Raw genomic sequence first — 26,965 nt, forward strand, 5'->3', positions numbered from 1 at the left:
TCACCTCAGGTCTTCATCGAGCCGACCGGGCTGTGGGAAGCAGCACGGGGATTGTTACTGGTGAGTAACTTCACTCTGATATTACTCGCAAGTAGCGACGCCGCCAAGATGGTCCCGCGCAAAATCCGGACGGAAATCGCGCCGTATCGGGCGCCGGGGACGGCGGTCGCGGAGCAAGCCTGTGGACACATTGCCGCCCAGCGGACCCGTCAATGGGCAGGATGGGTGCCATGACCCAACCTCCCAACCCTCCGGGCGGCAATCAGCCCCACCACGACCCTCAGCAATTCGGCCAGCACAACCAGTGGATCACCGGTTCCAGCGAGTCGGCGAGCCGGCCCGAAGAGACGCAGCAGCTGCCGCCGTACGGGCAGAGTTCGGCGGCCCAACCGCAGGCCGGCAGCTACAGCCAGCCGTCGGCAGGCAGTCCGTACGGGCAGCCACCCACACAGCCACTCACGCAGCCACCTGCGCAACCGCAGTCGCAGCCGTACGCCCAGCCGACCGCGCCATCCTGGGGTCAGCCGCCGTCCGGCGCCCCCGACACCTCCTCTTTCGGTGCCTGGCAGTCACAGCCACCGCAGCAGCTGCAACCCCAGCAGCAGAAGCGGTTCGGCGATGCCAACCCTTTCCGGGCGGCCTTCGACTTCGGCTTCAGGACCTATGCGACGCCGGGCATCGCCAAGATCGTCTACATCGTCGCGATCGTGCTGGGGGTGGTGGCCTGGATCGGCGGTGCGATCTACTGGTTCCGGGTCGCTGCGGCGATCAACCACCTCGCGAGTTCGCTGAGCAGCCCCTTCGGCGGTGGCGGCGACAGCAACGCCGGCAGTGCATTCACCGTGATCGGGATCGTGTCGTTGGTGCTCGGCTGGATCCCGGTCCTGCTCGAGATCCTCATCGTGCGGGTGTTCCTCGAGGCCGCGATCGCCATGACGCGTACCGCCGACGACGCCCGGCATATCCGGGAGAAGATCGAGGACTGACCCGCGATCGCGCTTGTGGATCGGGAAATCGTCGCAGTCGTCACAGGCAGTCCCGAACGGACGCCGATCAGCTCCGCGAACGCCGCGAACGGCTGGGCATCAACTACCTCGTCGTCGGCGACGAACTCATGGACGCGTTCGCTCCCGTCGTCGGACTCCTGCGGCGAGGTGATCAGTAGGGTTTGCTGGGTGCGACACAATCCGTTCCATGCCAGCGAAGACCCCGAGATCGTCCGGCAACTGATCCGTGACTATCCGTGGGGGCTGCTCGTCAGTAACACCGCCGACGGGCTGGTCGCGTCGCACTACCCGATCCTGCTGGACGAGGATTCCGCCGAACCGGCCATCTTCACTCACGTCGGCCGTCCGGACGAACAGCTGCACGGCTTCGGCAGCCCCGAGATCCTGTTGATCGTTCAGGGCAACCACGGCTACGTCTCGCCGAGTTGGTACGCACCGGGCGCCAGTAGGGCGCCCACCTGGAACTTCACCGCTGCCCACTGTTACGGCATCCCGGAGATCCTCGACGAGGAGACGAATCTGCGTACCCTGGCGCGACTCGTCGAACATTTCGAACGGCACGTCGACGAGCCGATGCTGCTGGACCCGGAGTGGGGCCGACCGGTGGCCAAGGGCACGGTCGGCATCCGGCTGCCGATCGCCCGCTTCCAGCTCAAGGTCAAACTCAGCCAGGACAAGGACATCGAGTCCCAACGCCGGGTCATCGCGCAGCTCCGCACTCCCGGCCCGTACCGCAATCCCGCTCTGGCGACTGACATGGAGAACGCCCTGGATCTCGAGCAGTGATCAGAACAGCAGCGCGGTCCCGGGATCGTTGAGGATCCCTGCGACGTCGGCCAGGAATCGCGATCCCTGCTCCCCGTCGACAATCCGGTGGTCGAAGCTCAGCGCCAGCGTTGTCACCCAGCGGGGCTCGATCCTTTCGTCCGCACCGCTGCCGACCACCCACGGTCGCCGGCTGATGCTGCCGACTGCGAGGATCCCGGACTCCCCCGGGTTGAGGATCGGCGTTCCGGCGTCCACACCGAACACGCCGACGTTGGTGATGGTGAACGTCCCGCCGGAAAGGTCGGCGGGCTGCGCCTTCCCCTCGCGCGCTGTCATTATCAACTCGTTGAGACCGGAGGCGAGACCGGCCAGGTCGAGCCGATCGACGTTCTTGATGTTGGGCACCACCAGGCCTCGCGGCGTCGCGGCGGCGATGCCCAGGTTGACGGCACCGTGGTAGACGATCTCCTGCGCGGCCTCGTCCCAGCTGGCGTTGAGTGATCGCGACCGCCGCAAGGCCAGCAGGCAGGCTCGGGCGATGATCAACAATGGCGAGACCCGGACGTCGGCGAAATCCTTGCGGGACTTTAGTTTCTCGACCAACTCCATCGTCGCCGACACATCACAGGTCACCCACTCGGTCACGTGCGGGGCGGTGAATGCCGAGTCGACCATGGCCTGCGCGGTGGCCCTGCGGACGCCTCTGATCGGGACGCGCTCGTCACCGGAGGGCCCTTCGACAGGCTCAGGGATCTCGACAGGCTCAGGGCTCCGGGTCGCGGCAGCTTCGACGTCGTCGCGAGTGATCACGCCGTCGTCACCGGATCCGGTGACCGTGGTCAGATCGAGGCCGAGATCCTTGGCCAGCTTGCGAACCGGCGGCTTCGCCAGTGGGCGTCCGCCACCCACGGCCGGTTCGGCGGCAGGAGTCCCTGGCGCCGGCAACGGCGGCCCGACCGGCTTGGTCAGACCCGGTGCGAGCGGTTCGCGATGATCATGACGATGAGAGACCGGTTGATGGGTGCCGAAACTTGCAGCCACCGCGGCATGCGGTGCCTCGGCCGGCTCCGGGTGACGGCGCGGACGACGCTTCGACGGACCGGTGCGCGGGCCGTAGCCGACCAGGTTGGCCACCCGCTCGGTCTGTTGCCCCTTCGCCTGCCCTTCGACAGGATCAGACGCCGATTCCTCGATCAGGATGATCGGGGCGCCCACCTCGACCGTATCGCCCTCGTTGACCAGCAGCTCACTGACGGTGCCGGCGTACGGGCTGGGCAGCTCGACGATCGACTTGCTGGTCTCCACCTCGACCAGCACGTCGTTGATCTTGATCTGGTCGCCCGGCTTGACGTGCCAGCTGACGATGTCGGCCTCGACCAGGCCCTCGCCCGGATCCGGCAACAGGAACTGCTTCATCGCAATCTCCTCCCCAACATCCTCAGTAGGCAAGCGAACGGTCGACGGCATCGAGCACCCGATCGAGATCGGGAAGGTACTCGTCCTCCAGCCGGCTGGCCGGATACGGCAGGTCGAAGCCGGTCACCCGCAGCACCGGCGCCTCGAGCGAGTAGAAACACTTCTCGGTGATGCGGGCAGCGATCTCCGCTCCCAGCCCCAGATTTCCGGCGGCCTCGTGCACGACCACGACCCGGCCGGTCTTCTCGGCCGAGCGGGTGATCGTCGCCATGTCCAGCGGCGACAGCGTCCGCAGATCGATGACCTCCAGGCTGCGGCCTTCGTCCTCGGCCGCGCCGGCGGCATCGGTGCACACCTTGACCATCGGCCCGTAGGCCAGCAGCGTCAGGTCGGAGCCTTCCTTGATGATCTTCGCGCTGTGCAGCGGCTGCGGATCGCCGGCGACGTCGACCTCGCCGCGCTCATGATAGCGGCGCTTCGGCTCGAAGAAGATCACCGGATCCGCCGAGGCGACCGCCTGCTGGATCATCCAATAGGCATCGTCGGCGTTGGACACCGCGACGGCCTTCAGCCCGGCGGTGTGGCAGAAGTAGGCCTCGGGCGATTCGCTGTGATGTTCGACCGCGCCGATGCCGCCTCCGTACGGGATCCTGATCACCATCGGGATGTTGATCCGGCCGCCGGACCGGAAGTGGAATTTGGCGACCTGGTTCACGATCTGGTCGAAAGCTGGCATGGTGAAGCCGTCGAACTGCATCTCGCAGACCGGCCGGTAACCACGCAGAGCCATCCCGACAGCCGTCCCGACGATCCCCGACTCGGCCAGCGGGGAGTCGATCACCCGGGCCTCACCGAAGTCCTTCTGCAGGCCCTCGGTGACCCGGAACACGCCACCCAGCTTGCCGATGTCCTGCCCGGCGAGCACCACCTTCGGGTCAGCCTCCAACGCCCGCCGCAGGCCGGCGTTCAACGCCTTGGCGATGGTCAACGTCGTCATCGGACACCGTCACCGGACTCAGGGCCGTCAACCTCGAAGCTGTTTAGGTAGGCGGTGTACGTGGCCTGTTGTTCAACCAGATAAGGGGTCTGTTCGGCATACACCTGGTCGAAGGCGTCGACCAGTGCCGGGTCGGGAAGATCAAGACAACGCTTGCGGATGTCGGCTGCAAGATCATCGGCCTCGGCGTCGACGTCGTCGAAGAAGGACTGCGTCACGCCCCCGCTGCGAGCCAGGTAGACCTTCACCCGGGCGATCGGATCGCGCAACCGCCAGTGTTCGACCTCGTCTGCCAGCCGGTACTTCGTGGGATCGTCGGAGGTCGTGTGCGCGCCCATCCGGTAGGTGTACGCCTCGATGAAGCTCGGCCCGCTTCCGGAGCGGGCCTGCTCCAAAGCCTTGCTGGTAACGGCAAACGTGGCCAGCACGTCGTTGCCGTCGACCCGTACGCCGGGGATCCCGAAGCCCGAGGACCGTTTGAACAGCGGGATCTTCGACTGCCGTTCGATCGGCTCGGAGATCGCCCACTGGTTGTTCTGACAGAAGAAGACCACCGGCGCGTTGTAGGAGGCGGAGAACACGAACGCCTCGCTGACATCGCCCTGACTGGTCGCCCCGTCCCCCAGATAGGCGACGACGGCCGCGTCGCGCTCGGGATCTCCGGTGCCGACCAACCCGTCGCGCTCCAGCCCCATCGCATAACCGGTGGCGTGCAGGGTTTGAGCGCCGATCACGACCGTGTAGAGGTTGAGCCGCGACCCGACCACGTCCCAGCCACCCTGGTCGACACCACGGAAGAGGCCGAGCACCTCGACCGGATCGACATCGAGACAGCGAGCGACGCCGTGCTCGCGGTAGCTGGGGAAGACATGATCCTGCGGTCCGAGCGCCCGACCGGATCCGATCTGTGCTGCTTCCTGTCCCAGACAGGACGCCCAAAGGCCCAGCTCACCCTGGCGCTGCAGCGCTGTGGCTTCGGTGTCGAATCTGCGGGTCAGCACCATGTCGCGGTAAAAGCCGGCGATCTGTTCGTCATCGCCGGTGAATTCATACGCATCGTTCTCGACGCGGACACCCTCGGGTGTCAGCAACTGGACGTAGTCGACGTCCGCCTGCGCGCCTGCTCGCGGCCCCGCAAGACCACTCAACTCGCTCATCCTGCGTCCTCTCGCCTCGTTGCGGGATCACCGCAGCGCCGGAAAGCCGAACCGTTGCGGACCCTGTCCTGCGTCCGTCGACTTGTGGCCGGATGGGCGCGGGGCGGTGGCCTGTGCCGCCCAAGCTACCCCGGCGGTGGTCGAGGTCAGAAAACAACTTGCGGTACCGAGTTCTTTTGCCTCAACCTTGTCGTCACTGGTATGCCGCCCGAGCGGGGCGGCCCTGAGAGGAGGAGGTGCGACGTGTCCATCGCCGTTGCGGATCGCGCTCACAAGCCGACCCACCTCTCAGGAGATTCCCGTGAACCAACCTTCCGAGCAGCACGCTCCAGCTGACCTCTTCGCCTTCGACTTCGAAGACCTCGGCGACCATCTCGATCCCGACCAGCGCTGGTCCCGCTACGACGATCCCGGCATTCCGATCGGCCCCGAGCCGGTGCCCGACTGGGTGATCACCGACCAGGCGATCGACACCGAACTCGGCATTCTGAAGACCGGCAAGGAAGCCGACGTCAATCTGATCGAACGAGCGGTGCCCGAAGCGCTTCGACCGGTCCAGGACGCCAAGGACCCCGTGGTGATGGCGGCCAAGCGATATCGGTCACCCGACCAGCGGCAGTTCCACCGCGACACCAGCTACACCGAGAGCCGTCGGACCCGCAACAGCCGGGACCGGCGGGCGATGGCCAAACACACCGGCCACGGGCGGGCGGTGGAGGCCGGCCAGTGGGCCGGCGCCGAATTCGGCACGCTGTGCGAGCTGTGGTCGGCCGGTGTCCCGGTGCCCTATCCGGTCCAGCTGGACGACAACGAGATCCTGATGGAGTTCATCACCACCAGCGACGGTTCCGGTGCCCCGCGGCTGGCCCAGACCCGGCCGGAGCCCGATCTGCTGGCCCACTACTGGGAGCAGCTGCACCAGGCGATGCGGGTGCTGGCCGGGCGGCAGCAGGCCCACGGCGACCTGTCGGCGTACAACATCCTGGTCGCCGAGGAACGCCTGGTGATCATCGACCTGCCGCAGGTCACCGACATCGTCGGCAACCCGCACGGAATGGACTTCCTGGCACGGGACTGCCGCAATGTCTGCGACTGGTTCAGCCGCCGAGGGCTGGAGCTGGACGCCGACGGCCTGCTGGCCGAGCTGATCTCGTACGCCTGGTAGCCGGGCTCGGTGAGCTAACTCCGAGGCGGCCGATCAGCGCTGGCCCTGACCACCAGATCGGTGGCCAGGTCCACCCGCGGCGCCTGCGCATCGAGGTCCAGATCAAGCAGCATCGTGCTCGCCTGCCGCCCCATCTCCAGCAGCGGCTGCCGGACGGTGGTCAGCGGAGGTCCGGCCCATTCGGCGACGCTCAAGTCGTCGTAGCCGACCACCGACAGATCGTCGGGAATGCTCAGTCCGGCCTGCCGGGCGGCCTCGTAGACCCCGAGCGCCATCAGGTCGTTGCAGGAGAAGATCGCGGTCGGCCGCTCCGGCAGGCTCAGGAGCTTCTTGCCCAGCTCGAGTCCGCTGTCGCGCTCGAAGTCACCGGCCAGGATGTAGTCCGAGCGGACCGGTACGCCGGCCTCGTCCAGCGCCGACCGATAGCCGGCCAACCGCGCCCGGGAACACATCATCTGCTCCGGGCCGCCGATCACGGCGATCTTGCGGTGGCCGAGACCGAGCAGGTGCCGGGTGGCGATCAGCCCGCCGTTCCAGTTGGCGGAGCCGACCGAGGCGACGCCCGGTGCCGGATCCCCGGCCGGATCGACGACCACGACCGGGATCCCCCGTGCCCGCAACTGCCGCAGCTGGGATTGCGAAACTCCCGACATCACCAGCACGACCCCGATCGGGTTGCGCTGCATGACGGCGTCGATCCACTCCGGCCCCGGGCCGCTGTAGTCGCCGCTCTCGGTGACGACCACACCGACCCCGCGGGACCGGGCCGCCGCCTGGACGCCGCGAAGGATCTCCAGCGCCCAGACGGTCGTGAATCGTACGAAGACCAGCTCGATCAGCGGAGCGCTGTCGCGCAGGCCACGCCGCTGGTAGCCGTGCTGGTGCAGCTGGGCCTCGACCTTGGCCCGGGTCGCTTCCGAGACGCCGGTCCGGCCGTTGAGTACTTTCGAGACTGTCGAAATCGAGACGTCGGCGGCCGACGCGATCCGGGACAACGTCGCCCGGGAGAGATCCACAGCCTCATCGGCCGGCAAGCGCACCTCCGATACCACCCACGCTGAAGTACTTGTTCAGCGCCGCGAACAGTATCACCGGCGGCAACATCATGATCACCGCGACCGCCATGACCAGGCCCCAGTTGGTCGCGTTCTGCTGGAAGAAGGTCTCCAACCCGACCGGAAGGGTGTAGTTGACATCGGAGCGCAGGAACACGACCGCGACCAGATAGTCGTTCCAGGACAGCAGGAAACTGAAGATCGCGGTGGAGAGGATGCCGGGCAGGGAGTTGCGCAGCACGACCCGCAGGAAGCTGCCGAAGACCGACAGCCCGTCCATCCACGCCGCCTCCTCCAGCGAGATCGGGATCGAGTCGTAGTAGGCGGCCAGCATCCAAGTCGCCACCGATAGCGTCGAGCCGACGTAGACGATGATCACGCCGCCGAGGTTGTCGACCAGACCAAGGCCGGAGAACAGGATGAACAGCGGGATCACCGCTGTCACCACCGGCAGCGACTGCACGACGAAGAGCACCAGCGAGTAGCTCGACACCAGCCGGCTGCGGACCCGGGACAGCACGTAGCCGGCCGGCGCCGCGACGGCGACCGAGATGACCACGGTGACCAGGGTGACCAGCAGGCTGTTCTCCAGCCAGTAGCTGATCTGGGTCTGGGAGAAGACCAGGCCGAAATTCTCCAGGGTCAGGCCGGTGGCCGAGCTGCCCAGTCCCGGTTGCAGCGACAGGTAGAGCACCGAGACGATCGGCACGATCGCGATGATGGTGACGATCAGGACCACGACGAATCGCCACCACTTACCCCGCTCATCGAGCGGCCGGCGCCGGCGGGTCGGGGCGGCTGTCGGGCTCTGGGCGCTGACGCCCTGTTGCAGGCCCGTACGCATGCTGGTGTCGGTCATTCGATGTTCACCTTCGCGATCTGGCGGTAGAGCACGACCGACACGATGACGAGCACCGCGGTCATCAGGAAGGCGATGGCCACCCCGGGTCCGGTCTGGAAGTCCTGGAACACCGTCCGATAGGCCAGCACGACCAGCGATGTGGTCGCGTTGGTCGGACCGCCACCGGTGAGCAGGTAGATGGTCGGGAAGTCGTTGACGCAGAAGATCGTCATCAGGATCCAGCTGATGTAGGTCGACCGCGAGATCAACGGCATGGTGATGCTGCGGAAGGACTGCCAGCCGGTCGCGCCGTCGACCTTGGCCGCCTCGTAGACGTTGACGTCGACAGCGGTCAGCGCCGAACTCATCATCATCATCATGAACGGGAAGCTGATCCACACCTTGAATACGCAGACCACGATCTTGGCCAGCGTCGGGTCGCTGAGGAACAGCACATTGTCGAAGCCCAGCAGCGAGAAGAATTCCGGCAGCGGGCTCTGCGGCGTGGCGACCAGCCAGTTCCAGGAGGTCGCGGAGACGACCACCGGGACCACCCAGGGCAGCAGCAGCAGCACCTTGAACACGCCGCCGGCCGGGACCTTGCCGCGCAACAGCATCGCCAGCGCCAGACCGACCGCCCAACTGCCGAACACGCCGGTCACGGTGAAGATCAGCGTGAACAGCGCCGAATGCCAGAAGTCCGGGTCGGTCAGGACGTTGCGGTAGTTCGCCAGCCCGACGAACGGGCCGAGGTTGATCAGGTTGCCGGAGCGGACCGATTGCATCGCCGCGTAGACCAGTGGATACAGGTTGATCAGCAGCAGCAGGATCAGCGAGGGCAGCGCGAACAGCAGAAGGGTGAGTCCGCCACCGGTCGGCCGCCGGCGGCGCCGGGGAGTCGTACGGCCGGATCCACCGGCTCCGACTCCCCGACGCGCCCTCTCGATGCCTTCCGAGACGGCAGACATCAGCCCTGGGCCTTGATGGCCTTGGCTACGGTGTCCTGGAGGGTCGACAGTGCCTGCTTGGCGGTCACCTTGCCACCGAGGATGGACTGGGTGAAGGTGTCCATGGCGGGCGTGCCGTCAACCGTGGTGACGCCGAGGAACAGCGAGTTCGAACCTGGAGCGGCCCAGGTCTTGGAGATCGGCTGCCATTCCTCGATTGCCTTGACTGCGTTCTTGTCCTTGCGGAACCCGGTCTTTTCGGTGATCGACTTCAGCGGCGGCAGACCGATGCCGGTGTTCGAAGTCCACAGCGGAGCCATGTTCTTGTAGTAGTACGTCAGGAACGCTTCGCTCGACTTCTGGTTCGGCGTGTTGGTGTACATCATGATGTTGTTCGGGAAGTAGAGCGCGCCCTTCTTGCCCGAGGGGCTGGTCAGCGGGCTCCCGATGGTGAGCTCCGGACCGACCGTGCCGCCGATGTTGTTGGCCAGACCGGCGGTGTCGAAGCCCATGCCGAACTTGTGGGCCTTCCACTGCGACTGCGCGTTGTCGCTGGTGTAGCTGACGCTGTGCGGGTCGACGTAGCCCTTCTTGACGCAGTCGAGGACGAAGTTGATCGCCTCGATGTTGACGTCGGTGACCATCTCCGGCTCATGACCGGCGTTGAACAGGCCGCCGCCGTTGTTGATCATCCAGCTGACCAGCGTGTGGCTACCGGTGTAGGCGCCGGCGCCGGCCATCGTGCCGTAGCCGTAGATGCCCTTCTGCTTCAGCGCGGCACAGACCTTGTCGAAGTCGTCCCAGGTCTTCGGCGGCTCGACACCGGCCTGGTCGAGCAGCTTGGTGTTGTACCAGAGCACGCGCATGTCGAGGTTGTACGGGATCGCCGCATAACCTTTGTCGACCTTCATGGTGTCGATCAGGCCGGGCAGGAAGTCGTCGTAGAGACCGTTGGACTTCCAGGAGTTCAGCAGGTCGTCGGCGTAGGCGATCTTGCCCTGCGCCTCGAACTGGAAAGCCTGCGTGCCGCCACCCGAGCTGACAGCCGGACCGGTGTTGGAGGCAACGGCCGAGGCGAAGGTCTGGGTGAAGTTGGCCCACTGGATGGTCTGGTAGCTGGCCGGGTTCAGACCCGAAGCCGGCTTGTAGCTGGTGGTGATCTTCTTGTCGAGCGTGGTGAACTGGGTATTGCCCCAGGGCATGTTCCAGAACTTGAGCGGCTTCTCGCCACCCGATGAGCCCCCGGTCGATGCGGCCCGGTTGCAACCCGTCAGAACCCCGGCGGTCGCGATGCCCGCTGCGCCGGCGAAACCGAGGAATCCCCGGCGGGACAGCGCGGGACGCGGATTCGGAGCTGCCATGTCTTGTCCTTCCGAACCCGCTTCATTGACCGGGTTCTTGTTCATCGTCGAACGAAACTTATCGGAGCCGGCGTTTCGACATTGACCCCTTCCGGCAACGGACCAAGGGTGCTCCGGTGATCGATAGTTGTCAAACGCCTGCAACGATTCAACGCCTGAATCACCACCGAATCGTTGCCTTCGACGGACCTGAGACACCCCTAATCGGACGATTAACTAGGCTCTGACAAGGCAGGATGCCGACTCGAGCGGATATTGCGATGATTTCGCTGCGAGGATCGAAACATCCCGACTGGACGAACCGGACCGAGCCGGACACCGGCCTCCAGGCCGGATCCTCAACTATCGCCCCAGGGACGAAAACGTTCGCTGAGGTTGGTTCGGCGTCAGTGTCGGAGGCCGCGTACGGGAGAATGGCAACCGTCCCCGTCCGTCCGCGGGGTCGACTGAGCGGAGGCTTCGTGGGTTCCTGGCGCGGCATTGAGGTGGGCCGTCGACGAGTGGTGGTGATCGGTGCGTCGAACCCGTCGCCGGCCGAGGTCGCCGCACTGCTGCAGGCCGACGCACGAGTGCAGGTGTACGCCACCGAGCCCGGCCCGGCAGTGCAGGACCTGGCCGACCGCGTCCGGCTGCAGCTGAGTCGGCTGTCGCCGACTGCATTCACCGCAGACGGAGCGCTCCTGGCCCGAATCCTGGACGGCGTGGCGCTCGTCATCACCGACGGCGGCACCGAGGCCGACCGGGCGGTGCTCGCCGCCGCGGAGAAGGTGGGTGTCGTAGCCGTACGCCTCACCCCGGGCGGGCAGGAGTCGGGCGGGCAGGAGTCGGGCGGGCACGAGCCAGGCCAGGACGGTCCGGACCGGGTCGGCCGGGTCGTCCTGGTCGGCGGCGGCCCCGGCGATCCGGGTCTGCTGACGATCGCCGGGATGGAGGCGATCAGGAGCGCCGACGTGATCGCGACCGACCGGCTCGCTCCGCTGGCAGCCTTGGCGAACGCCCGGGTCGATGCCGAGATCATCGACGTCGGGAAGATCCCCCGCGGGCCGGGCGTCGGTCAGCAGACCATCGAGGAGCTGCTGGTCGATCGCGCCCGGCGCGGCAAGACGGTGGTCCGGTTCAAGGGCGGCGACAGCTTCGTCTTCGGCCGCGGCGGGGAGGAGTGGCAGACCTGTGCGGCCGCCGGCATCCCGGTGACGGTCATCCCGGGTGTGACCTCTGCCAGCGCGGCGCCGGCCGCAGCCGGCATCCCGCTGACCCACCGCCAGCTCTCGCAGGGATTCACCGTGGTGACCGGACACGTACCGCCGGGGGATCCGCGCTCCAAGATCGACTGGCCGTCCCTGGCGACATCCGGTCTGACCTTGGTGATCATGATGGGGATGGCAAACCTGCAGTCGATCGCCGAGACGTTGATCAATCACGGCCTGGCCGCGCAGACACCAGCCGCCGTGGTCGCCGACGGTACCCTGGCGACGATGCGGAGCGTCCGCGCCCCGCTGGCCGAAATCGCTGCCCAGGCAGCGAAAGCCGGCCTTGGCGCCCCGGCCACCGTGGTGATCGGGGCGGTGGCCGGCTTCACCCTGAGCTGATCTTGATCCTGATCGTGATCTTGGTCCCGATCTTCATCGTGATCTCGGTCAGGATCCCCAGGTCGTGAGGCAGAACGGGTGGCCGGCGGGATCGAGCATCACCCGCCAGGTCTCCCCCGGCTGAAATTCGGGCCTGGTCGCACCCAGCTCGACAGCCCGCTCGGTCGCGGCATCGATGTCGGCGACATTCAGATCGAGGTGGAACTGTTTGTCGCTGGCCTCGTCCGGCCACGCCGGCGGGTGGTAGTGATCGACCTTGCCGAAGCCGATGGCGGTCCCGTCCTCCCCAGCCAGCATCCCGACATTCTCGTCCTGGTAGGTGATGGCCATCCCCAGGAATGCGGAGTAGAAGTCCAGCAGCGGCTTCGGATCGGCACAGTCGATGGTGAACATCGCGACGCGGCCGGCCGGCGTGGCGGTGGCGTCCGGTTGTGTTTGGCTCATGGGTGCAGCCAACCACCCGCCACCGACAGCCGGCCAGCGACAAATCCGACACCGGTCGGGAAACGAGCGGCAACAACGACCACAGGCGTACGTTTCCCGACACCGGTCGGAAGACGTACGCCCGCGGTTCGGTTGCCGGACGGGACGCCGGGGCGTCAGGCCAGGGATTCCTCCCAGGCCTCGTACAGGGCCGCGTAGCGACCGCCCTCGGCGTGGATCAGCTCGGCGGGACTGCCGTCCTCGAGGATCCGGCCATGTTCGAGCACCAGCACCCGGTCGGCGATCTCGACGGTGCTCAATCGGTGGGCGATGATCACCGCGGTCCGGCTGGCCAGGATGGTCTGCAGCGCCTGCTGGACCAGCCGCTCGCTGGGGATGTCGAGGCTTGAGGTGGCCTCGTCCAGGATCAGCACTGCCGGATCGGCCAGGAAGGCCCGGGCGAAGGCCACTAGCTGACGCTGGCCGGCCGACAGTCGGCCGCCGCGCTTCTCCACGTCGGTGTCGTAGCCCTGTGGCAGCGCGGAGATGAAATCGTGCGCACCGACCGCCTTGGCCGCCGCGATCACCTCGTCCCGGGTCGCCCACGGCTTGCCGAAGAGGATGTTGTCGGCGACCGTGCCGTCGAACATGAAGTTCTCCTGGGTCACCATCACCACATTGCGGCGCAGGTCGTCATCGGACAGATCCCGCAGGTCCACCCCGTCGAGGGTGATCCGGCCGCCGGTCGGATCGTAGAACCGGGCGATCATCTTCGCGATCGTGGTCTTGCCGGCACCGGTGGTGCCGACCAGGGCCAGAGTCTGTCCGGCCGGGATGGTCAGATCCAGGTCCGGCAGCACCGGCCGGTCCTCGACGTAGGCGAAGTCGACGTGCTCGAATTCGACGGTGCCCTTGGCCCGGGTCATCGGCGTCGGCACGGCCGGCTCATTGACCGCCGGCTGCTCCTCCAGCACACCGGAGAGCTTCTCCAGCGCGGCCGAGGCCGACTGGAAGAGGTTGTAGAACTGGCTGATGTCCTGCATCGGATCGAAGAACATCCGCAGGTAGAGCAGGAAGGCGGTCAGCACACCGACCGTCAGGTCGCCCTCGATCGCGCGGTAGCCGCCGTACAGGACGACGATGCCGATCGTGACGTTGCCGACGATCTTGACCCCCGGCATGAACAGCGCGACCAGCCGGAAGGCGGTGGTATTGACGTCGCGGAAGCTGCCGGACAGATCCTCGAAGATCTCGGAGTTGCGCGGCTCGCGGCGGTAGGCCTGGACCGCGCGGATACCGGTCATGGTCTCGACGAACTGGACGATCACCATGGCGGAGAACTCGCGGACCTTGCGATAGGTCCGCGAGGAGTTCACCGAGAACCAACGGACCAGCAGCATCAGCAACGGGAAACTGCACAGGCAGACCAGACCGAGCTTGAGGTCCATGGTCAGCAACATGATGCCGACGCCGATCAGGATCAGCACCGCACGGATCAGGGTGTCGAAGCCGCCGGAGAGCATCTCCTGGATCGCCTCGACGTCGCTGGTCAGCCGGGACACCACCCGGCCGGAGGTGTAGCGGTCGTGGAACTGCACGTCGAGCTTCTGGAAGTGCATGAAGACCCGCCGCCGGATCTCCAGCAGAACGTCCTGACCGACGCGGCCCGACATTCGCTGGAAGATGCTGCGACTGAGTCCTTGGACGATGATCGTGACCAGCATCGCGGCGACGATCACGACCAGCGTCCGGGCGCTGCCGTTGTGCATGATCGGCGGCACGGCCCGGTCGATGCCGAGGCTGACCAGGTACGGGATCGCCAGCCGCGCGGCGTTCTCCATGACGACGACCACGATCATGATCCAGACGGTGGTCTTGTGCGGTGCCAGCAGACTGCCCAGCAGGCGGCGGCTCCGCTGTTTGAGGAAGACGCTGCCTCGGGCGCTCAGGTCGGAGGTGTCCTCGGCGCCGACGCCACGCCACTCCTTGACCGCATCCTCGGCCTCGGCGACCCGCTCGGCCAGGCCGCCGAATTTCGGCACCCCGACCCTGGCGGTCTTCACCTTCCTGGCGTCGGTGTCCTTGGTCTGGGCGTCGTCGGTTTGAGTTGGGGCGCTCATCGGGCGACCTCCTCGAGCAGATCGAACTCGTCCTGCGGGTTGAAGTCGGCGCTGAGCAACTCGCGGTATTCGGGAACCGTCTCCAGCAGCTCGGCGTGCGAGCCGACATGGGTGATCGTGCCGCCGGACAGCATGGCTACCCGGTCGGCCAACAGCACGGTCGAGGCCCGGTGGGCGACAACGATGCCGGTGACGCCGACCAGGACGCGCTTGAGTGCCTGTTCGACCAGGGCCTCGGTGTGGATGTCCAGAGCTGAAAGGGTGTCGTCCAGGACCAGCACCGCCGGCTTGGTCAGCACGGCCCGGGCCAGCGCCAGCCGCTGCCGCTGGCCGCCGGACAGGCTCATGCCCTGCTCGCCGATTCGGGTGTCCAGACCCCAGGGCAGGTCGTAGACGAAATGTGCCTGGGCCACGTCGATGGCCTCGTCGACCTCGTCCTGGGTGGCGTTCGGACGGCCGAGGGTGAGATTCTCCCGGGCCGACATCGAGAACAGCGTCGGCTCCTCGAAAGCCGTCGCGACCACCTGGCGGAGCTCGGTCAGCCGCAGGTCGCGGATGTCGATGCCGTCAACGGTGATCTTGCCGGCCGTCACGTCGTAGAGCCGGGGCACCAGGCCGGTCAGGATGGACTTGCCGGCACCGGTGGCACCGACCAGGGCCACTGTCTCGCCGGGCGCGATGTCGAGGTCGATGTCGTGCAGCACCGGTCCGGTGGCACCCGGGAAGGTGAAGCCGACGCCCTGCAACTGCAGGTGGCCGCGGACCGGCTGGGCCAGCTCGGCCGGCCCGTCGGCGATGGTGATGTCGGTGTCGAAGATGTCAGCCAGCCGGTCGGAGGCCGTCATGGTCTCCTGCGCCTGCGAGATCTGCATGCCGAGCGTCGCGATCGGGGCGGTCAGCGAGGTCATCAGGGTGGTGAAGGCGACCAGGGTGCCCAGCGTCACCAGGCTGTGGCCGGCGGCATACGCACCGAAGGCCAGGACGACGACCAGGGTCGCATTCGGGATCACCTCGAGGAAGGTCCAGAAATTCGACTGCAGCCGAACCTTCTTCATGGAGGTGTCGTAGAGCTGGACACTGCGCTGGTCGAATTTCTCGAAGATGTAGCGCGACCGTCCGAAGGACTTGATCACTCGCAGGCCGTGGGCGCCCTCCTCGACCGTGGAGGCGACGTCGCCGGTCTCGTCCTGGATCCGGCGGGACAGCGACACGTACTGCTTGTTGATCTTGAAGCACAGCCAGACGATCGGGCCGATCGAGATGACCACGATCACGCCCAGCGGCCAGTAGAGGTTGAGCAGGATGATCGTCACGACGATGATCTGGCCCGAGTTCAGGAAGAGGAAGAGCAGACCGAAGCTCATGAACCGCCGGATGGTCGATAGGTCGCTCATCATCCGGGAGAGCAACTGGCCAGACTCCCAGCGGTCGTGGAAAGCCATCGGCAGCCGCTGCAGCTTGGCGTACAGATCGACGCGGATGTCGTACTCGACACCCAGCGTCGCCTTGGAAACGGTCCAACGGCGCAGGAAGATCAGCACCGCCTCGACCACCCCCAGGCCCATGGCCGCGAAGCCGAGGGTCCACAGTCCGTGATGGTCCGACTTGGCGACCGGGCCGTCGATGACTGCCTTGGTGACCAGTGGGACCACGATGGTCGCACCGACGCTCAGCGCGCCGAAGACGAACATGGAGACGAACCGGCCCAGGTACGGCGACATGTAGCTGCGCATCCGGAACATCGACTCGTACGAGGCCCGCGGCAGCGGATTGCCGTCCTTGTCCAGCTTGGGAGCCGGCTTCGGCAGAATCGCCGCAGGACGGTCTAGCGCAGTCTCAATCCGGGCGGCGGTCACCGACCCGCGATCAGTTGGGTTGTTCGGGAGGTCCTTTTGTTGTGACGTCTCAGACGTCGGTGCCGATAAATCGGCAGACATGGGGCATACCTCGGTACTTCGGTGGCGGAGAGCAGTGCGGTGGCGTGCTCTTGGGGACTCACGGGGTGTCGTTGGGCCCTGACCAGTGTGCAAACTCAACATGGGTTGAGGTCAACTGGATTCCCGGGAGTCTGGTGCGGAGGTTTCTCCACAGCCGGGTCATAACTCTATCCGACAACACCCTCAAGTCATTCATCGATTCACTGACAGATTCGCCCAGCTATTCGATCCGGTGATCAATGCGATAGGCAATCACCGGGGTATTCCGTCCCGGCGGAGCGACAAATCAGCCGAGCAGCGCCACGGAGTTGCGGTGCAGCGGCGAGGTGACAGCGGCCTCCAGCAACGGATCGCCGGTGGCCCGCATCCACTCCCCCAGCCGGGCCAGCAGGTCGCGGCGGACGTCGGCGTAGTCCGGGTCGTTGGCGACGTCATGCTGTTCGTACGGATCCAGGGCCAGGTCGTAGACCTCGACCGCCGGGTGCGAGGCGATGTTGCCTGCTGGCGAGATCCGCGGGGTGCAGCGGCGGTTCCAGGACTGGCTGGCGTCCATGAAGATCGGCGCCGAGCTGAAATTCATGATCAACTTGTGCCGCTCGGTGCGGACCGAGCGTCGCGGGTCGTAGTAGTCGTGATAGGTGATCTCGGCGAAGACCGCCGCCCTCCGCTCGTACGCCTCCGGGTGCCCGTCCAGCGCGGCCCGGAAACTGCGGCCCTGGATATTCGAGCCGGTGGTGTCGATCCCGACGGTGTCGAGCAGAGTCGGAACCACATCAAGATTGACCAGCAATTGATCGACCCGACGGGCCTGCCCGTCCGTTCCGGTCCAGCCGCCGGCCGGCCAGCGGGCCGCGAAGGCGATCTCCAGCCCGGGGTCGTACAAGGTGCACTTGGCACGTGGCAGCGCCAGCCCGTGGTCGGTGGTGAAGATCGTGATGGTGTTCTGCGCCAGGCCGAGCTCGTCGATCCGGGCCAGCACCCGGCCGACGGCGTCGTCCATCAGCCGGATGGCGCCCTGCAGCTCGGCGATCTCCTCCCGGCCGGACTCGTTGTCGGTCAGCCAGCCCGGCACCTCGACCCCCTTGCTCGTGTCGGGCTCGATGTGGTCGCCGAGGAAGCCCATCACGCCCGGCGCATCCCGGCCGCCGGACATCCGGTGCGGTTCTGTGAAGCCGACCTGCAGGTAGAAGCGCCGGTCGGCCGCGGCGAGCCGGTCGAGCGCCTCGTCGGTCTTGGTGACGATCACGTCGGCCAGGCCGCCGGTGTCCACCCGGTCGAAGCCGAGCCGCCGGGCGACCTGATCGTCGGGGCCGGTCTTGGACTCGTGGTGCATGCCGACCAGCTCGGTCCGGTATCCCGCCTGGGACAACCAGGACGCCAGATGCCGCTCGTCGGCGTGCAGGTCCCAGTCGAAGCCGTCGTGGGTGAGGCCGAGAACGCCGTTGTTGTGCGGCCAGCGGCCGGTGAACAGGCTCGACCGCGACGGGCTGCACTGCGGCGCCGAGCAGAACATCCGGTCCGCGACCACGGCATCGGCGGCGAAGCCGTCCAGGTGCGGCGAGCTGACCGAGCCGGCGCCGTACAGGCCGAGGTGGCGGCCGAGGTCGTGACAATGGATCAGCACGATGTTCGGGAGGGAACCGGACTGGGAACCGGACTGGGGCGGGGTCGACTGTGACATCGCGACCATTCTTGCCGATCATCGGCGGCGGGCTGCGCCCGGGTGTGATCTGTCGGGGACAGAATGTTCCTTCTACGATGCTCGCAGGAGACCGACGATTCCGGTGGGAGAAGGAGCAGCGATGCCGCAGCAGGTCAACGGCGTGATCTCGCGAGCCAAAGGCGCACCGGTCGAACTGGTGCCGATCATCGTGCCCGATCCGGGGCCGGGCGAAGCGGTGGTCCGGATCCAGGCGTGCGGGGTCTGCCACACCGACCTGCACTACCGCGAGGGCGGGATCGGCGACGACTACCCCTACCTGCTCGGCCACGAGGCTGCCGGCACCGTCGAGTCGGTCGGCGACGGAGTCCCCGACCTGGTGCCGAGCGACTACGTGATCTTGAACTGGCGGGCGGTCTGCGGCACCTGCAGGGCTTGTCGGCGGGGCCGGCCCTGGTACTGCTTCGCGACCTTCAACGCGACCCAGAAGATGACGCTGACCGACGGCACCGAGTTGTCCCCTGCGTTGGGCATCGGCGCCTTCGCGGACAAGACGCTGGTGGCTGCCGGGCAGTGCACCAAGGTCGATCCGGCGGCGCGGCCGGCGGCCGCGGGCCTGCTCGGCTGCGGGATCATGGCCGGGATCGGCGCGGCGATCAACACCGGTGGGGTGACCCGGGGTGACACCGTCGCGGTCTTCGGGTGTGGAGGGGTCGGCGCAGCGGCCGTCGCCGGTTCCCGGCTGGCCGGCGCCAGCAAGATCATCGCGGTCGACATCGACGACCGGAAGCTGGAGACCGCGAAGACGCTCGGTGCGACCCACGTGATCAACTCCCGCAACGGTGATCCGGTGGCCGCGATCCAGGAGCTGACCGGAGGGTTCGGGACGGATGTGGCCATCGATGCGGTCGGCCGCCCGGAGACCTGGAAACAGGCTTTCTACGGTCGTGATCTTGCCGGCACTGTGGTGCTGGTGGGCGTACCGACACCGGAGATGACTCTGGAGATCCCGCTGCTGGACGTCTTCGGTCGTGGCGGCTCGCTGAAGTCCAGCTGGTACGGCGACTGCCTGCCCGACCGGGACTTCCCGATGCTGATCGATCTCTACCTGCAGGGTCGGTTGCCGCTGGACGCCTTCGTCAGCGAAGAGATCGGGATCGGCGACGTGGAGCAGGCGTTCGCGACGATGGCCTCCGGCCAGGTGCTGCGCTCGGTCGTGGTGATGGGTGACGGCGATGACTGAATACGAGCCGGAATTCGAGATCGGGTCGGATCCTGACGAGGATCCCGATTTCGGACCGCACGGTGTCGCGCGGATCGATCACGCGTCCGTTGCGGGCACCTTCTCCCTCGACGGTCAGACCTTCGAGGTGGAGAACAACATCTGGGTGGTCGGCGACGACGCCGAGTGTGTGGTGATCGACGCCCCGCACGATGTCGACGAGATCCTCCAGGTCGTCGACGGCCGACGGGTGATCGCGATCCTGTGCACCCACGGGCATGATGATCATGTCCGGATGGCGCCGGAGCTGGCAAGGGCGACCGGGGCGCGAATCCTGCTGCATCCCGATGATCTTCCGGTCTGGAAGCTGACCCATCGCAACCCGCCGACGGGCACCCTGCGTGATCATCAGCTGATCCCGCTCGCCGATATCGATCTCCGGGTGATCCACACTCCTGGGCACACTCCGGGCTCAGTCTGTTTCTACGCCGAGGAGTTCCCCGGCTACGAGGCCGGTGTTGTGTTCACCGGTGACACGCTCTTCGAGGGCGGTCCTGGTGCCACCGGGCGGAGCTTCTCCGACCATGATCAAATCCTGGACTCGATCCGTACCCAGCTGATGACGCTGCCGGACGAAACCGTGGTGAAGACCGGCCACGGTCCCGACTCCACGATCGGCGCCGAACGGGCGAATCTCTAGGCGACCCCAGATCGCTGGAGGACGGAGACGATCATGCTCGGCCGGTCCCGATCCGATGATTTCGATCATGAGGCCTTCTTCGTCGCGATGGACGGCCGGCGGCAGCAGCAGGGGCTGAGCTGGACCGGGCTGGCGACGGCGATCTGGGAGCAGTCTCGAGTGCTCAACGAGCAGCGCGGTGATCATCCGATCAGTCCGGGGACACTGTCCGGGATGCGACGCAGAGCCAGCTGCCAGCATGTGCTCTTCGTGCTCCGCTGGCTGGGCCGGGCGCCGGAGGACTTCCTGCCCGATCCTCGCGAGGAGACCGTCGGTGTCCCGCTGCCGGAGGCCGACGATGCCCACCGATTGCGCTGGAACCTGCGCCGGTTGTACGCGGTGCTCGATGCCGGCCGCGGTGCACTCGGACTGACATGGGCCGAGTCGGCCCGACGGCTGGGTTGCACGAGCAGTCAGCTGACTGGGCTGAAGGCCGCGAAATTCGCCACCGGGATGACGCTGGCGATGCGGATCACCCAGGCCACCCGACGGCCGGCCGCCGAATTCGTCGACGTCGCCTGCTGGTGACCTGTCAGCCCGCGTGGCCGGCGAAGCCGCGGACGACGAGATCGTCGGGCATGAAGGCATCCTGCGGGCCCTGGACGGCAATCGATACGCGGCCGCCCGGCGGCAGGTCGAAGTAGTTGTCGCTGAACCGGACTTCCGGGTGCGGCGACGGCAGGTGCACGAAATAGGCGTAGCCCTGCGACTCGACCTCGACCGTTGCCGATCCGGGACCGATCGGCGTGACGGTCCAGGTCAGTCCGGTCGGCCCGAACGGAACATCTTTGATCTCGCCGAAGAACAGCCGGTTGGTCGGGAAGCCGTCGCCCTCGACCCAGGCGAAGCTGCCCGGGTCCTGATCATCGTCGGTGGTCCAGACGACCCGGGAGTCGCCCGGAGCGAGCTCGGCACTGAAGTCCTGCTGGGTGCGGATCGTGCCGTCGAAACCCTGGATGCGTAGCGATCCGCTCACCGAGACCCCGCCACCGGAGTTGGACAGCCACAACTCCAGCCGACCGTCCTGCTGAAGAAAACTGGCCAGCACCGGCGCGTACGCACGCCGGGCGAAGTAGTAACTGGCCTTCGGCACCAGATCATGATCAACGACCGACCAGCTGAAGCCGGGCCAGACGTCGTTGAACTGCCAGATCAGCGTGCCGCTGCAGTGCGGCTGGCGGCGCCGGTAATGCTCGATGCCGAATTTGAGTCCCTCAGCCTGTGACGCCATCGTGAAGTCGACATACTGCTCCAGGTTCTGGGGCAGACCGGTGACGATCTCCAGGACCGGATCGTGCTTGTTCTTCGGATTGTCCTTGTTGTGCGCATCGAAGGACTGGCTGTGCACCGCCAGCTGGTCACGCGGGATCCAGCGTTCCAGCGTGGCCAGCTCGGGCGAGGCGTGGATGCCGAATTCGCTGATGAACTTGCCTTTGTCGGCTGCGTACCGGCGGTAGAGCCGGGACTCGCCGACGCTGGCGAAGTCACCGCCGCCGGCGCCCATGTCCAGCCCGTGCCAGACCTCCCACGCGTGTCGATCGCCGTCTCGTACGCCGTTGGCCGCCATCCAGCCCTCGGCCTCGTCCTCACCCCACGGGCTGCCCGGCCAGTACGGCGTCGTCGGATCCAGTCGCTCAACGGTCTCGGGCAGGATCTTGTAGAAGAAGTCCCAGCCCCAGTTGCCTGGATCGTAATTCTGGTAGGCGAAACCGTGCAGTACCTGCACCTCGTTGTTGCCCGACCAGAGCGCGATGCTGGCCCGGTTGCGCAGCCGGCGCACCTGGAAGTCGGCCTCCAGGGCGATCTCGCGGGCCAGCGTCTCGTCCTGGCTCGGGTAATCCACGCAGGCGAACATGAAGTCCTGCCAGACCAGCACGCCGGCCACATCGCAAGCGCGGTAGAAGGCGTCGTGCTCGTAGATCCCGCCACCCCAGATCCGCAGCATGGTCATGCCGCCCTCCTGGGCCAGGCCGACCAGCTTCCGGTAGTGCTGCGGGCTGACCGAGCCGACCAGCATGCTGGCCGGCAGCCATGCGGCTCCGCGGGCGAAGATCGGCACCCCGTTGAGGACAAATCGGAACATCCTTCCGCCCTCCGGATCCTCCGACCGGTCGAGGGCGATCGTGCGTAGCCCGATCTGGTCGTCGACACTGTCCAGCAGGGAGTCCGCCGAGCGCAGCTCCAGGCGTACGGCGTAGAGGTTGGGGACGTCGAGATCGTGGGTCCACCACAGCTCGGCGTTGTCGATCATGATCGTCTCCCGGGCGACACCGCCCGTGACCGGGATGTCGATCATGGTCGTCGCGCCGGACGGCGCGACCAAGCTGCCGGTGATCCGCAGCGGCGCGGTGGTGCGAAAGGCGTCCACCTCGACCTCGATCGTGACCTCGGCGGCGCCGTCGATGATCGCGTCGGTCCGGACGTGATGATCTTCGATCGCCGCCTCGGTCTCGGTGATCAACTCAACGGGTCGCCAGATGCCGATCGACGGCGCCCTGGGCCCGAAATCCCATCCCCACGAGAAAGTCGCCTTGCGGCGCAAGGTGGCCAGCGGCAGCTCGGCCGGCATCCCGCCGTCGGCCGGCCGATCGTCGCCCTCGGGCTGCTCTGGGGCGATGGCTGCCATCAGGTCACCCAGCCGACTGAAAAGATCGGCAACGTTGGGCGGCGTCTCCAGGCCCGCGAGCGGAGGCGAGAATCTGATCACCAGCTCGTGATCATGGACGGTCTCGAGCCGGTCCGTGAGGTCGAAGATCGCCGGGCGGAACATGTTCTCGTGGTGGCCGAGCAGCTCACCGTCCAGCCAGAGATCGGCGACCGTATCCAGGCCGTGGAGGACCAGCCGTATCCGGTCACCGGCGACCCGATCCTCCGGTCCGGTGATCGTGGTCCGGAACCACCAGTCGCGCTCCTCGACCCAGCGGACCGCCTGCTCGTTGCGGTCGGCGTACGGGTGCTCGATCTGCCCGGCCGCGAGCAGCGACTCGTGGACACCGCCGGGCACCACCGCCGGGATCCAGCCGGTCTCCGGTCGGTCGCCACCGACCTTGCTCGGCGCGACCTCGAATCCCTCGATCGCCTGGATCGACCGTGCCATGTCCACTCCCTTGTGCTCCATCGCTGACACGCCGACTGTAGCGACAAATTGGGACATCTTCCCGTTTCGGACAGATTCCCACTTGTACGATTCCGGAATGGGACTCCGCGAGCGCAAGGCCGAGCGCACTCGGGCCGCACTGCATACTGCGGTGATCGAGCTGGCCGAGCAGTATGGCTACGAAGCAGTCACTGTCGAGCAGATCGCGACGCACGCCGAGGTGGGCACCTCGACGCTCTACCGCTATTTCCCCAGCAAGGACGCGATCCTGCTGGCTCCGATCGCCGACTCGGTCGGCTCCTTGGCGGCCCGGCTGGACTCCAGGCCACCCGACGAGTCGCTGGAGACTGCGCTGGAGGCCACAGTCCAAGACGAGTTGCGCGCCCAGCAGGCGGTCCGCGACCAGGTCGCCCGGCTCCGGGCGCAGTTGGACACCGCGCCCGGCCCCCGGGCCAGGCTTTGGGACCTGTTGGCCCAGCAGCGCGGCCTGCTGGAGGCGGCGATCGCCCGCCGGGCGGGAGTGCCCGAGCGAGAGCTCTGGGTCTGCCTGACCGCCCACCAGGCAACGACGATCATCCACATCGCCCTCGATCGCGAGCGGACCGCCGGCGACACGACGCCGTACGACGAGCTGGCCGAACAGCTCATCGACCTGCTGGCCGCGCAGTCTGCCGGGTCGACGGCGACCCGGCGGTGAGTCAGCGCGGGAGCTCGGCCGCGTACCGCGGAGTGTAGGGAGCCTCCAGCTTGGCGATCTCCTCATCGGTGAGCTGGATGTCCAGCGACGCGATCGCATCGGTCAGGTGCTGCGGCCTGCCCATCCCGACGATCGGCGCGGTCACCACCGGGTTGGCACTGACCCAGGCGAGTGCGACCTGAGCGGCCGGAACACCACGGGCGTTGGCGACCTCCAGGACGGCTTCGACGAGCTGCCGATCGCTTTCCTGGTAGAGATTCTGGCCGAAGGCGTCGGTCTCGGAGCGCTTGGTCGACTCCTCCCACGGCCGGGTCAACCGGCCACGGGCCAGCGGGCTCCACGGGATCACGCCGACACCTTGATCATCGCAGAGCGGAAACATCTCCCGCTCCTCCTCACGGGCCAGCAGGTTGTAATGGTTCTGCATGCTGACGAACGGCGTCCAGCCGTTGATCATCGCCGTGTACTGGGCTTTGCTGAACTGCCAGGCGTACATCGAGGAGGCGCCGATGTAGCGGGCCTTTCCGGCCTTGACCACCTCGTGCAGCGCCTCCATAGTCTCCTCGATGGGCACGACGGGGTCGAAGCGGTGGATCTGGTAGAGGTCGACGTAATCGGTGCCCAGCCGGCGCAGCGAGTTGTCGATCTCCTGCAGGATCGCCTTGCGGGACAGTCCCTGTCCGTTCGGGCCCTCGCTCATCCGTCCGTGCACCTTGGTGGCCAGCACGATGTTGTCCCGGTTCCCGAAGTCCCTCAGCGCCCGGCCGGTGATCTCCTCACTGGTGCCGGCGGCGTACACATTGGCGGTGTCGAAGAAGTTGATCCCGGCTTCGATCGCCTGCTTGATCAGCGGGCGGGCCTCGTCCTCCTCGATGGTCCACGGGCGGCCCTTGGTCGGATCACCCCAGGACATGCAGCCGACGCAGATCGGCGAGACCTCGAGGCCGGTGTTCCCCAGTCGTACGTAATCCATGATCATCTCCCCAACTCGTGGATCGGGTGTTTCCGCGACCTCGGCCTGCAACCGGGCGTGACCCGACCAGACACTACGGTAGTTGGACGCGGTCGGGCACGGGAAAGGCAGCCACCATGTTCAACATCTTCGGCGATCGGGTCATGCGCTGTTCGAACAACCATCTGTTCGTGGCGACCCAGGGCTCCCGGCTGTTCAGCTCGATCCACCTCGGCCCGTTCCGGGTGATGCAGTGCCCGCTCGACGGCAAGGTGGGGATGTGCGGCAACGTTGACGCCAACTCCCTCAGCCCGCAGCAGTTGGAAGAGGCCTCCCACTACCGGGCCTGATCAGGCCTTTCCCGGATGGTCCGCCCGCACTTCGCGTGGCACTATCGGGATCATGAGATGGATCCTGCGGCTGCTCGCCAATGCCGCCGCCCTCGCGGTCGCGACCTGGCTGCTCAGCGGCATCACGCTGACCGCACACGGGACCTGGCACCGCATCCTGGTGATGCTGGTGGTCGCACTGATCTTCGGCATCATCAACGCGATCGTGAAACCGATCTTCAAATTCGTCACGCTGCCGATCCTGCTCCTGACACTCGGACTGTTCCTGTTGGTGATCAACGCGCTGTTGTTGATGCTGACCTCCTGGCTGTCCGGACAACTCGGCATCGGTTGGCACGTCGAGGGTTTCTGGACCGCGGTTGTCGGTGCGTTGATCGTCTCCATCGTCAGTTGGTTGCTGAACACGTTCCTTCATGATCGGGACGAGGACCGGGCCCGCCGGTGACAGCATCCGAACGGCCCGTCGAAGTGATCTTCGTCTGCTGGGGCAATATCTGCCGCTCGCCGATCGCCGAACGGGTCGCCGAGCAGCAGGCGGAGCGAGCCGGCCTGTCCGGCGTCAGGTTCGCCAGTGCGGCGACCAGCACCGAAGAACTCGGCGATCCGATGGACCCACGCGCGGCCGCGGTGCTGCGCCGGCACGGCTATCGCGACGGTGATCATGTCGCCCGCCAGATCACCAAGGACGAGATCGCCGACGCAGACCTGGTAATCGCGATGGAGCCGCTGCACATCGACCGGATGCGTCGGCTCGGTGATGTCGACACCGCCCTGGACGAAGATCGGATGGCGCTGCTGACCGATTTCGATCCGGACGCGACGCCCGGGTCCGGCGTACCGGATCCCTGGTACGGCGGGCCGGCGGGATTCGAGGACACCCTGGCTGCCGTCGAGGCCGCGATCCCCGGGGTTCTGGACCGGGTCCGGGAGTTGCAGGACTGACATGGACCGCGGGCGACCTCGCCGACGACCAACTATGAACGCTGACAGGGAGCCTTTCCCGCCAGAGACCCTAGGGGTCGCGATCGCAGCCTTCCTCGGATGGAAAGTGGACCGACGGCCCGGCTCTCATGCGGACGCGGTGATGCGTCTGGCCCCCGAAGGCCACGAGCAGTCACTGCTGTCCGCAGTCAAGGAAGCCATCGCTCGCTCAGATGCTGTTCGGCTGAGCGATGAAGTCTGGGCGGGAACGGAATATGGAAACAGGCTCAAGGCTGCCTTGCACGCTCAGCAGCCTGACTTGACGGATGAAGCCGTTGGCGCACTCGCCTCGCGTCTCGCGTACCTGCAGTTCAACTGAAGGGCTCGGACAAAAGGTGCCCTTCGGCGTCAATACGATGAGAGGCCACTCAGTGAACGAGCTGAGCGATGGTATCCGTGCCTACGTGGGATACGACCGCGGCGTCGCGTCGCCGGGGCGGTTCCCGAACGCGTAAAGCCGTGTACTGGAAGCACGAGGAGAGAA

24 protein-coding genes and 2 pseudogenes are annotated in these 26,965 nt (G+C 66.5%); 13 read left to right on the top strand and 13 right to left on the bottom strand.

The window, feature by feature from the left end:
- Positions 1-230: 230 nt before the first annotated feature.
- Positions 231-986, top strand: coding sequence for a DUF4282 domain-containing protein (locus IEY07_RS12505; protein WP_188895680.1), 756 nt, complete (start codon positions 231-233; stop codon positions 984-986).
- Positions 987-1,175: 189 nt separating this feature from the next.
- Entirely contained in the window at positions 1,176-1,793 is a 618-nt protein-coding gene (locus IEY07_RS12510; RefSeq protein ID WP_188895681.1) for an FMN-binding negative transcriptional regulator, read from the top strand.
- Here the strand turns inward: IEY07_RS12510 and IEY07_RS12515 are convergent, their stop codons facing one another.
- The 3 genes from IEY07_RS12515 to pdhA are packed head-to-tail and all read right to left on the bottom strand — an operon-like array spanning position 1,794 to position 5,345.
- Positions 1,794-3,191, bottom strand: a complete 1,398-nt coding sequence (locus IEY07_RS12515; protein WP_229670024.1) for a dihydrolipoamide acetyltransferase family protein — start codon at positions 3,189-3,191, stop codon at positions 1,794-1,796.
- A 22-nt stretch (positions 3,192-3,213) separates the two neighbouring features.
- Positions 3,214-4,188 (bottom strand): alpha-ketoacid dehydrogenase subunit beta, encoded by a 975-nt coding sequence (locus tag IEY07_RS12520; protein WP_188895682.1) that lies wholly within the window; start codon positions 4,186-4,188, stop codon positions 3,214-3,216.
- Positions 4,185-5,345, bottom strand: coding sequence for a pyruvate dehydrogenase (acetyl-transferring) E1 component subunit alpha (gene pdhA, locus IEY07_RS12525; protein WP_188895683.1), 1,161 nt, complete (start codon positions 5,343-5,345; stop codon positions 4,185-4,187). The genes IEY07_RS12520 and pdhA overlap by 4 nt, the downstream gene beginning before the upstream one ends.
- Positions 5,346-5,646: 301 nt before the next feature.
- Here pdhA and IEY07_RS12530 point away from each other — a divergent pair, with 301 nt between their 5' ends.
- The gene (locus IEY07_RS12530) at positions 5,647-6,510 is read left to right on the top strand and encodes a serine protein kinase RIO (protein WP_229670025.1); all 864 of its coding nucleotides are present in this window, start codon (positions 5,647-5,649) and stop codon (positions 6,508-6,510) included.
- A gap of 14 nt (positions 6,511-6,524) precedes the next feature.
- Here the strand turns inward: IEY07_RS12530 and IEY07_RS12535 are convergent, their stop codons facing one another.
- Genes IEY07_RS12535 through IEY07_RS12550 form a run of 4 tightly spaced genes read right to left on the bottom strand, consistent with a single transcriptional unit; the run spans position 6,525 to position 10,714 of the window.
- Positions 6,525-7,544 (bottom strand): LacI family DNA-binding transcriptional regulator, encoded by a 1,020-nt coding sequence (locus IEY07_RS12535; protein ID WP_188895684.1) that lies wholly within the window; start codon positions 7,542-7,544, stop codon positions 6,525-6,527.
- Positions 7,531-8,424: a carbohydrate ABC transporter permease gene (locus tag IEY07_RS12540; protein WP_188895685.1), complete on the bottom strand. Its 894-nt coding sequence runs from the start codon at positions 8,422-8,424 to the stop codon at positions 7,531-7,533. Before IEY07_RS12540 ends, IEY07_RS12535 begins: the two co-directional genes overlap by 14 nt.
- Positions 8,421-9,374 carry a carbohydrate ABC transporter permease gene (locus tag IEY07_RS12545; RefSeq protein ID WP_188895686.1) on the bottom strand — a complete coding sequence of 318 codons (954 nt, stop codon included), beginning with the start codon at positions 9,372-9,374 and terminating at the stop codon, positions 8,421-8,423. The genes IEY07_RS12540 and IEY07_RS12545 overlap by 4 nt, the downstream gene beginning before the upstream one ends.
- A complete protein-coding gene (locus IEY07_RS12550) occupies positions 9,374-10,714 on the bottom strand; it encodes an ABC transporter substrate-binding protein (protein ID WP_188895687.1) in 1,341 nt (446 codons plus the stop codon). Before IEY07_RS12550 ends, IEY07_RS12545 begins: the two co-directional genes overlap by 1 nt.
- Before the next feature lie 413 nt (positions 10,715-11,127).
- Between IEY07_RS12550 and IEY07_RS24730 the strand changes: the two are divergent.
- Both IEY07_RS24730 and cobA read left to right on the top strand, forming a co-directional pair.
- Positions 11,128-11,469 (top strand): annotated as a pseudogene (locus tag IEY07_RS24730) (NAD(P)-dependent oxidoreductase); the annotation flags it as partial.
- A gap of 111 nt (positions 11,470-11,580) precedes the next feature.
- Positions 11,581-12,303 (top strand): annotated as a pseudogene (cobA, locus tag IEY07_RS24130) (uroporphyrinogen-III C-methyltransferase); the annotation flags it as partial.
- Positions 12,304-12,351: 48 nt separating this feature from the next.
- On the opposite strand, the gene IEY07_RS12560 reads toward cobA, so the two are convergent.
- From IEY07_RS12560 to IEY07_RS12575, 4 genes are all read right to left on the bottom strand, one after another.
- Positions 12,352-12,747: a VOC family protein gene (locus IEY07_RS12560; protein WP_188895689.1), complete on the bottom strand. Its 396-nt coding sequence runs from the start codon at positions 12,745-12,747 to the stop codon at positions 12,352-12,354.
- Between the two features lie 155 nt (positions 12,748-12,902).
- The gene (locus tag IEY07_RS12565) at positions 12,903-14,846 is read right to left on the bottom strand and encodes an ABC transporter ATP-binding protein (protein WP_188895690.1); all 1,944 of its coding nucleotides are present in this window, start codon (positions 14,844-14,846) and stop codon (positions 12,903-12,905) included.
- Complete coding sequence (locus tag IEY07_RS12570; RefSeq protein ID WP_308422939.1) at positions 14,843-16,702, bottom strand: ABC transporter ATP-binding protein; 1,860 nt, start codon at positions 16,700-16,702, stop codon at positions 14,843-14,845. Before IEY07_RS12570 ends, IEY07_RS12565 begins: the two co-directional genes overlap by 4 nt.
- Before the next feature lie 367 nt (positions 16,703-17,069).
- The gene (locus IEY07_RS12575) at positions 17,070-18,464 is read right to left on the bottom strand and encodes a sulfatase family protein (protein ID WP_188895691.1); all 1,395 of its coding nucleotides are present in this window, start codon (positions 18,462-18,464) and stop codon (positions 17,070-17,072) included.
- A gap of 121 nt (positions 18,465-18,585) precedes the next feature.
- On the opposite strand from IEY07_RS12575, the gene IEY07_RS12580 reads away from it, so the two are divergent.
- From IEY07_RS12580 to IEY07_RS12590, 3 genes are read left to right on the top strand one after another with little or no spacing between them, the layout of a single operon-like run.
- Complete coding sequence (locus IEY07_RS12580) at positions 18,586-19,686, top strand: S-(hydroxymethyl)mycothiol dehydrogenase (RefSeq protein ID WP_188895692.1); 1,101 nt, start codon at positions 18,586-18,588, stop codon at positions 19,684-19,686.
- Positions 19,679-20,365 (top strand): MBL fold metallo-hydrolase, encoded by a 687-nt coding sequence (locus IEY07_RS12585; RefSeq protein ID WP_188895693.1) that lies wholly within the window; start codon positions 19,679-19,681, stop codon positions 20,363-20,365. Before IEY07_RS12580 ends, IEY07_RS12585 begins: the two co-directional genes overlap by 8 nt.
- Before the next feature lie 33 nt (positions 20,366-20,398).
- Positions 20,399-20,932, top strand: coding sequence for a hypothetical protein (locus tag IEY07_RS12590; protein WP_188895694.1), 534 nt, complete (start codon positions 20,399-20,401; stop codon positions 20,930-20,932).
- Positions 20,933-20,936: 4 nt separating this feature from the next.
- Here the strand turns inward: IEY07_RS12590 and IEY07_RS12595 are convergent, their stop codons facing one another.
- Positions 20,937-23,501, bottom strand: a complete 2,565-nt coding sequence (locus IEY07_RS12595) for a glycoside hydrolase family 2 protein (protein ID WP_188895695.1) — start codon at positions 23,499-23,501, stop codon at positions 20,937-20,939.
- A gap of 97 nt (positions 23,502-23,598) precedes the next feature.
- Between IEY07_RS12595 and IEY07_RS12600 the strand changes: the two genes are divergently transcribed.
- Positions 23,599-24,198, top strand: a complete 600-nt coding sequence (locus tag IEY07_RS12600; protein WP_188895696.1) for a TetR/AcrR family transcriptional regulator — start codon at positions 23,599-23,601, stop codon at positions 24,196-24,198.
- 1 nt (position 24,199) lies between these two features.
- Here the strand turns inward: IEY07_RS12600 and IEY07_RS12605 are convergent, their stop codons facing one another.
- Positions 24,200-25,177: an aldo/keto reductase gene (locus IEY07_RS12605; protein WP_308422940.1), complete on the bottom strand. Its 978-nt coding sequence runs from the start codon at positions 25,175-25,177 to the stop codon at positions 24,200-24,202.
- A 110-nt stretch (positions 25,178-25,287) separates the two neighbouring features.
- On the opposite strand from IEY07_RS12605, the gene IEY07_RS12610 reads away from it, so the two are divergent.
- Genes IEY07_RS12610 through IEY07_RS12625 form a run of 4 tightly spaced genes read left to right on the top strand, consistent with a single transcriptional unit; the run spans position 25,288 to position 26,800 of the window.
- The gene (locus IEY07_RS12610) at positions 25,288-25,500 is read left to right on the top strand and encodes a hypothetical protein (protein WP_188895697.1); all 213 of its coding nucleotides are present in this window, start codon (positions 25,288-25,290) and stop codon (positions 25,498-25,500) included.
- 52 nt (positions 25,501-25,552) lie between these two features.
- Positions 25,553-25,945: a phage holin family protein gene (locus IEY07_RS12615; RefSeq protein WP_229670026.1), complete on the top strand. Its 393-nt coding sequence runs from the start codon at positions 25,553-25,555 to the stop codon at positions 25,943-25,945.
- Complete coding sequence (locus IEY07_RS12620; protein ID WP_229670027.1) at positions 25,942-26,442, top strand: low molecular weight protein-tyrosine-phosphatase; 501 nt, start codon at positions 25,942-25,944, stop codon at positions 26,440-26,442. The genes IEY07_RS12615 and IEY07_RS12620 overlap by 4 nt, the downstream gene beginning before the upstream one ends.
- 34 nt (positions 26,443-26,476) lie before the next feature.
- Positions 26,477-26,800, top strand: a complete 324-nt coding sequence (locus IEY07_RS12625) for a hypothetical protein (protein ID WP_188895698.1) — start codon at positions 26,477-26,479, stop codon at positions 26,798-26,800.
- Positions 26,801-26,965 lie beyond the last annotated feature (165 nt).

Origin of the sequence: Microlunatus endophyticus, assembly GCF_014646195.1 — a bacterium.
GTDB classification, from domain to species: Bacteria; Actinomycetota; Actinomycetes; order Propionibacteriales; family Propionibacteriaceae; genus Microlunatus; species Microlunatus endophyticus.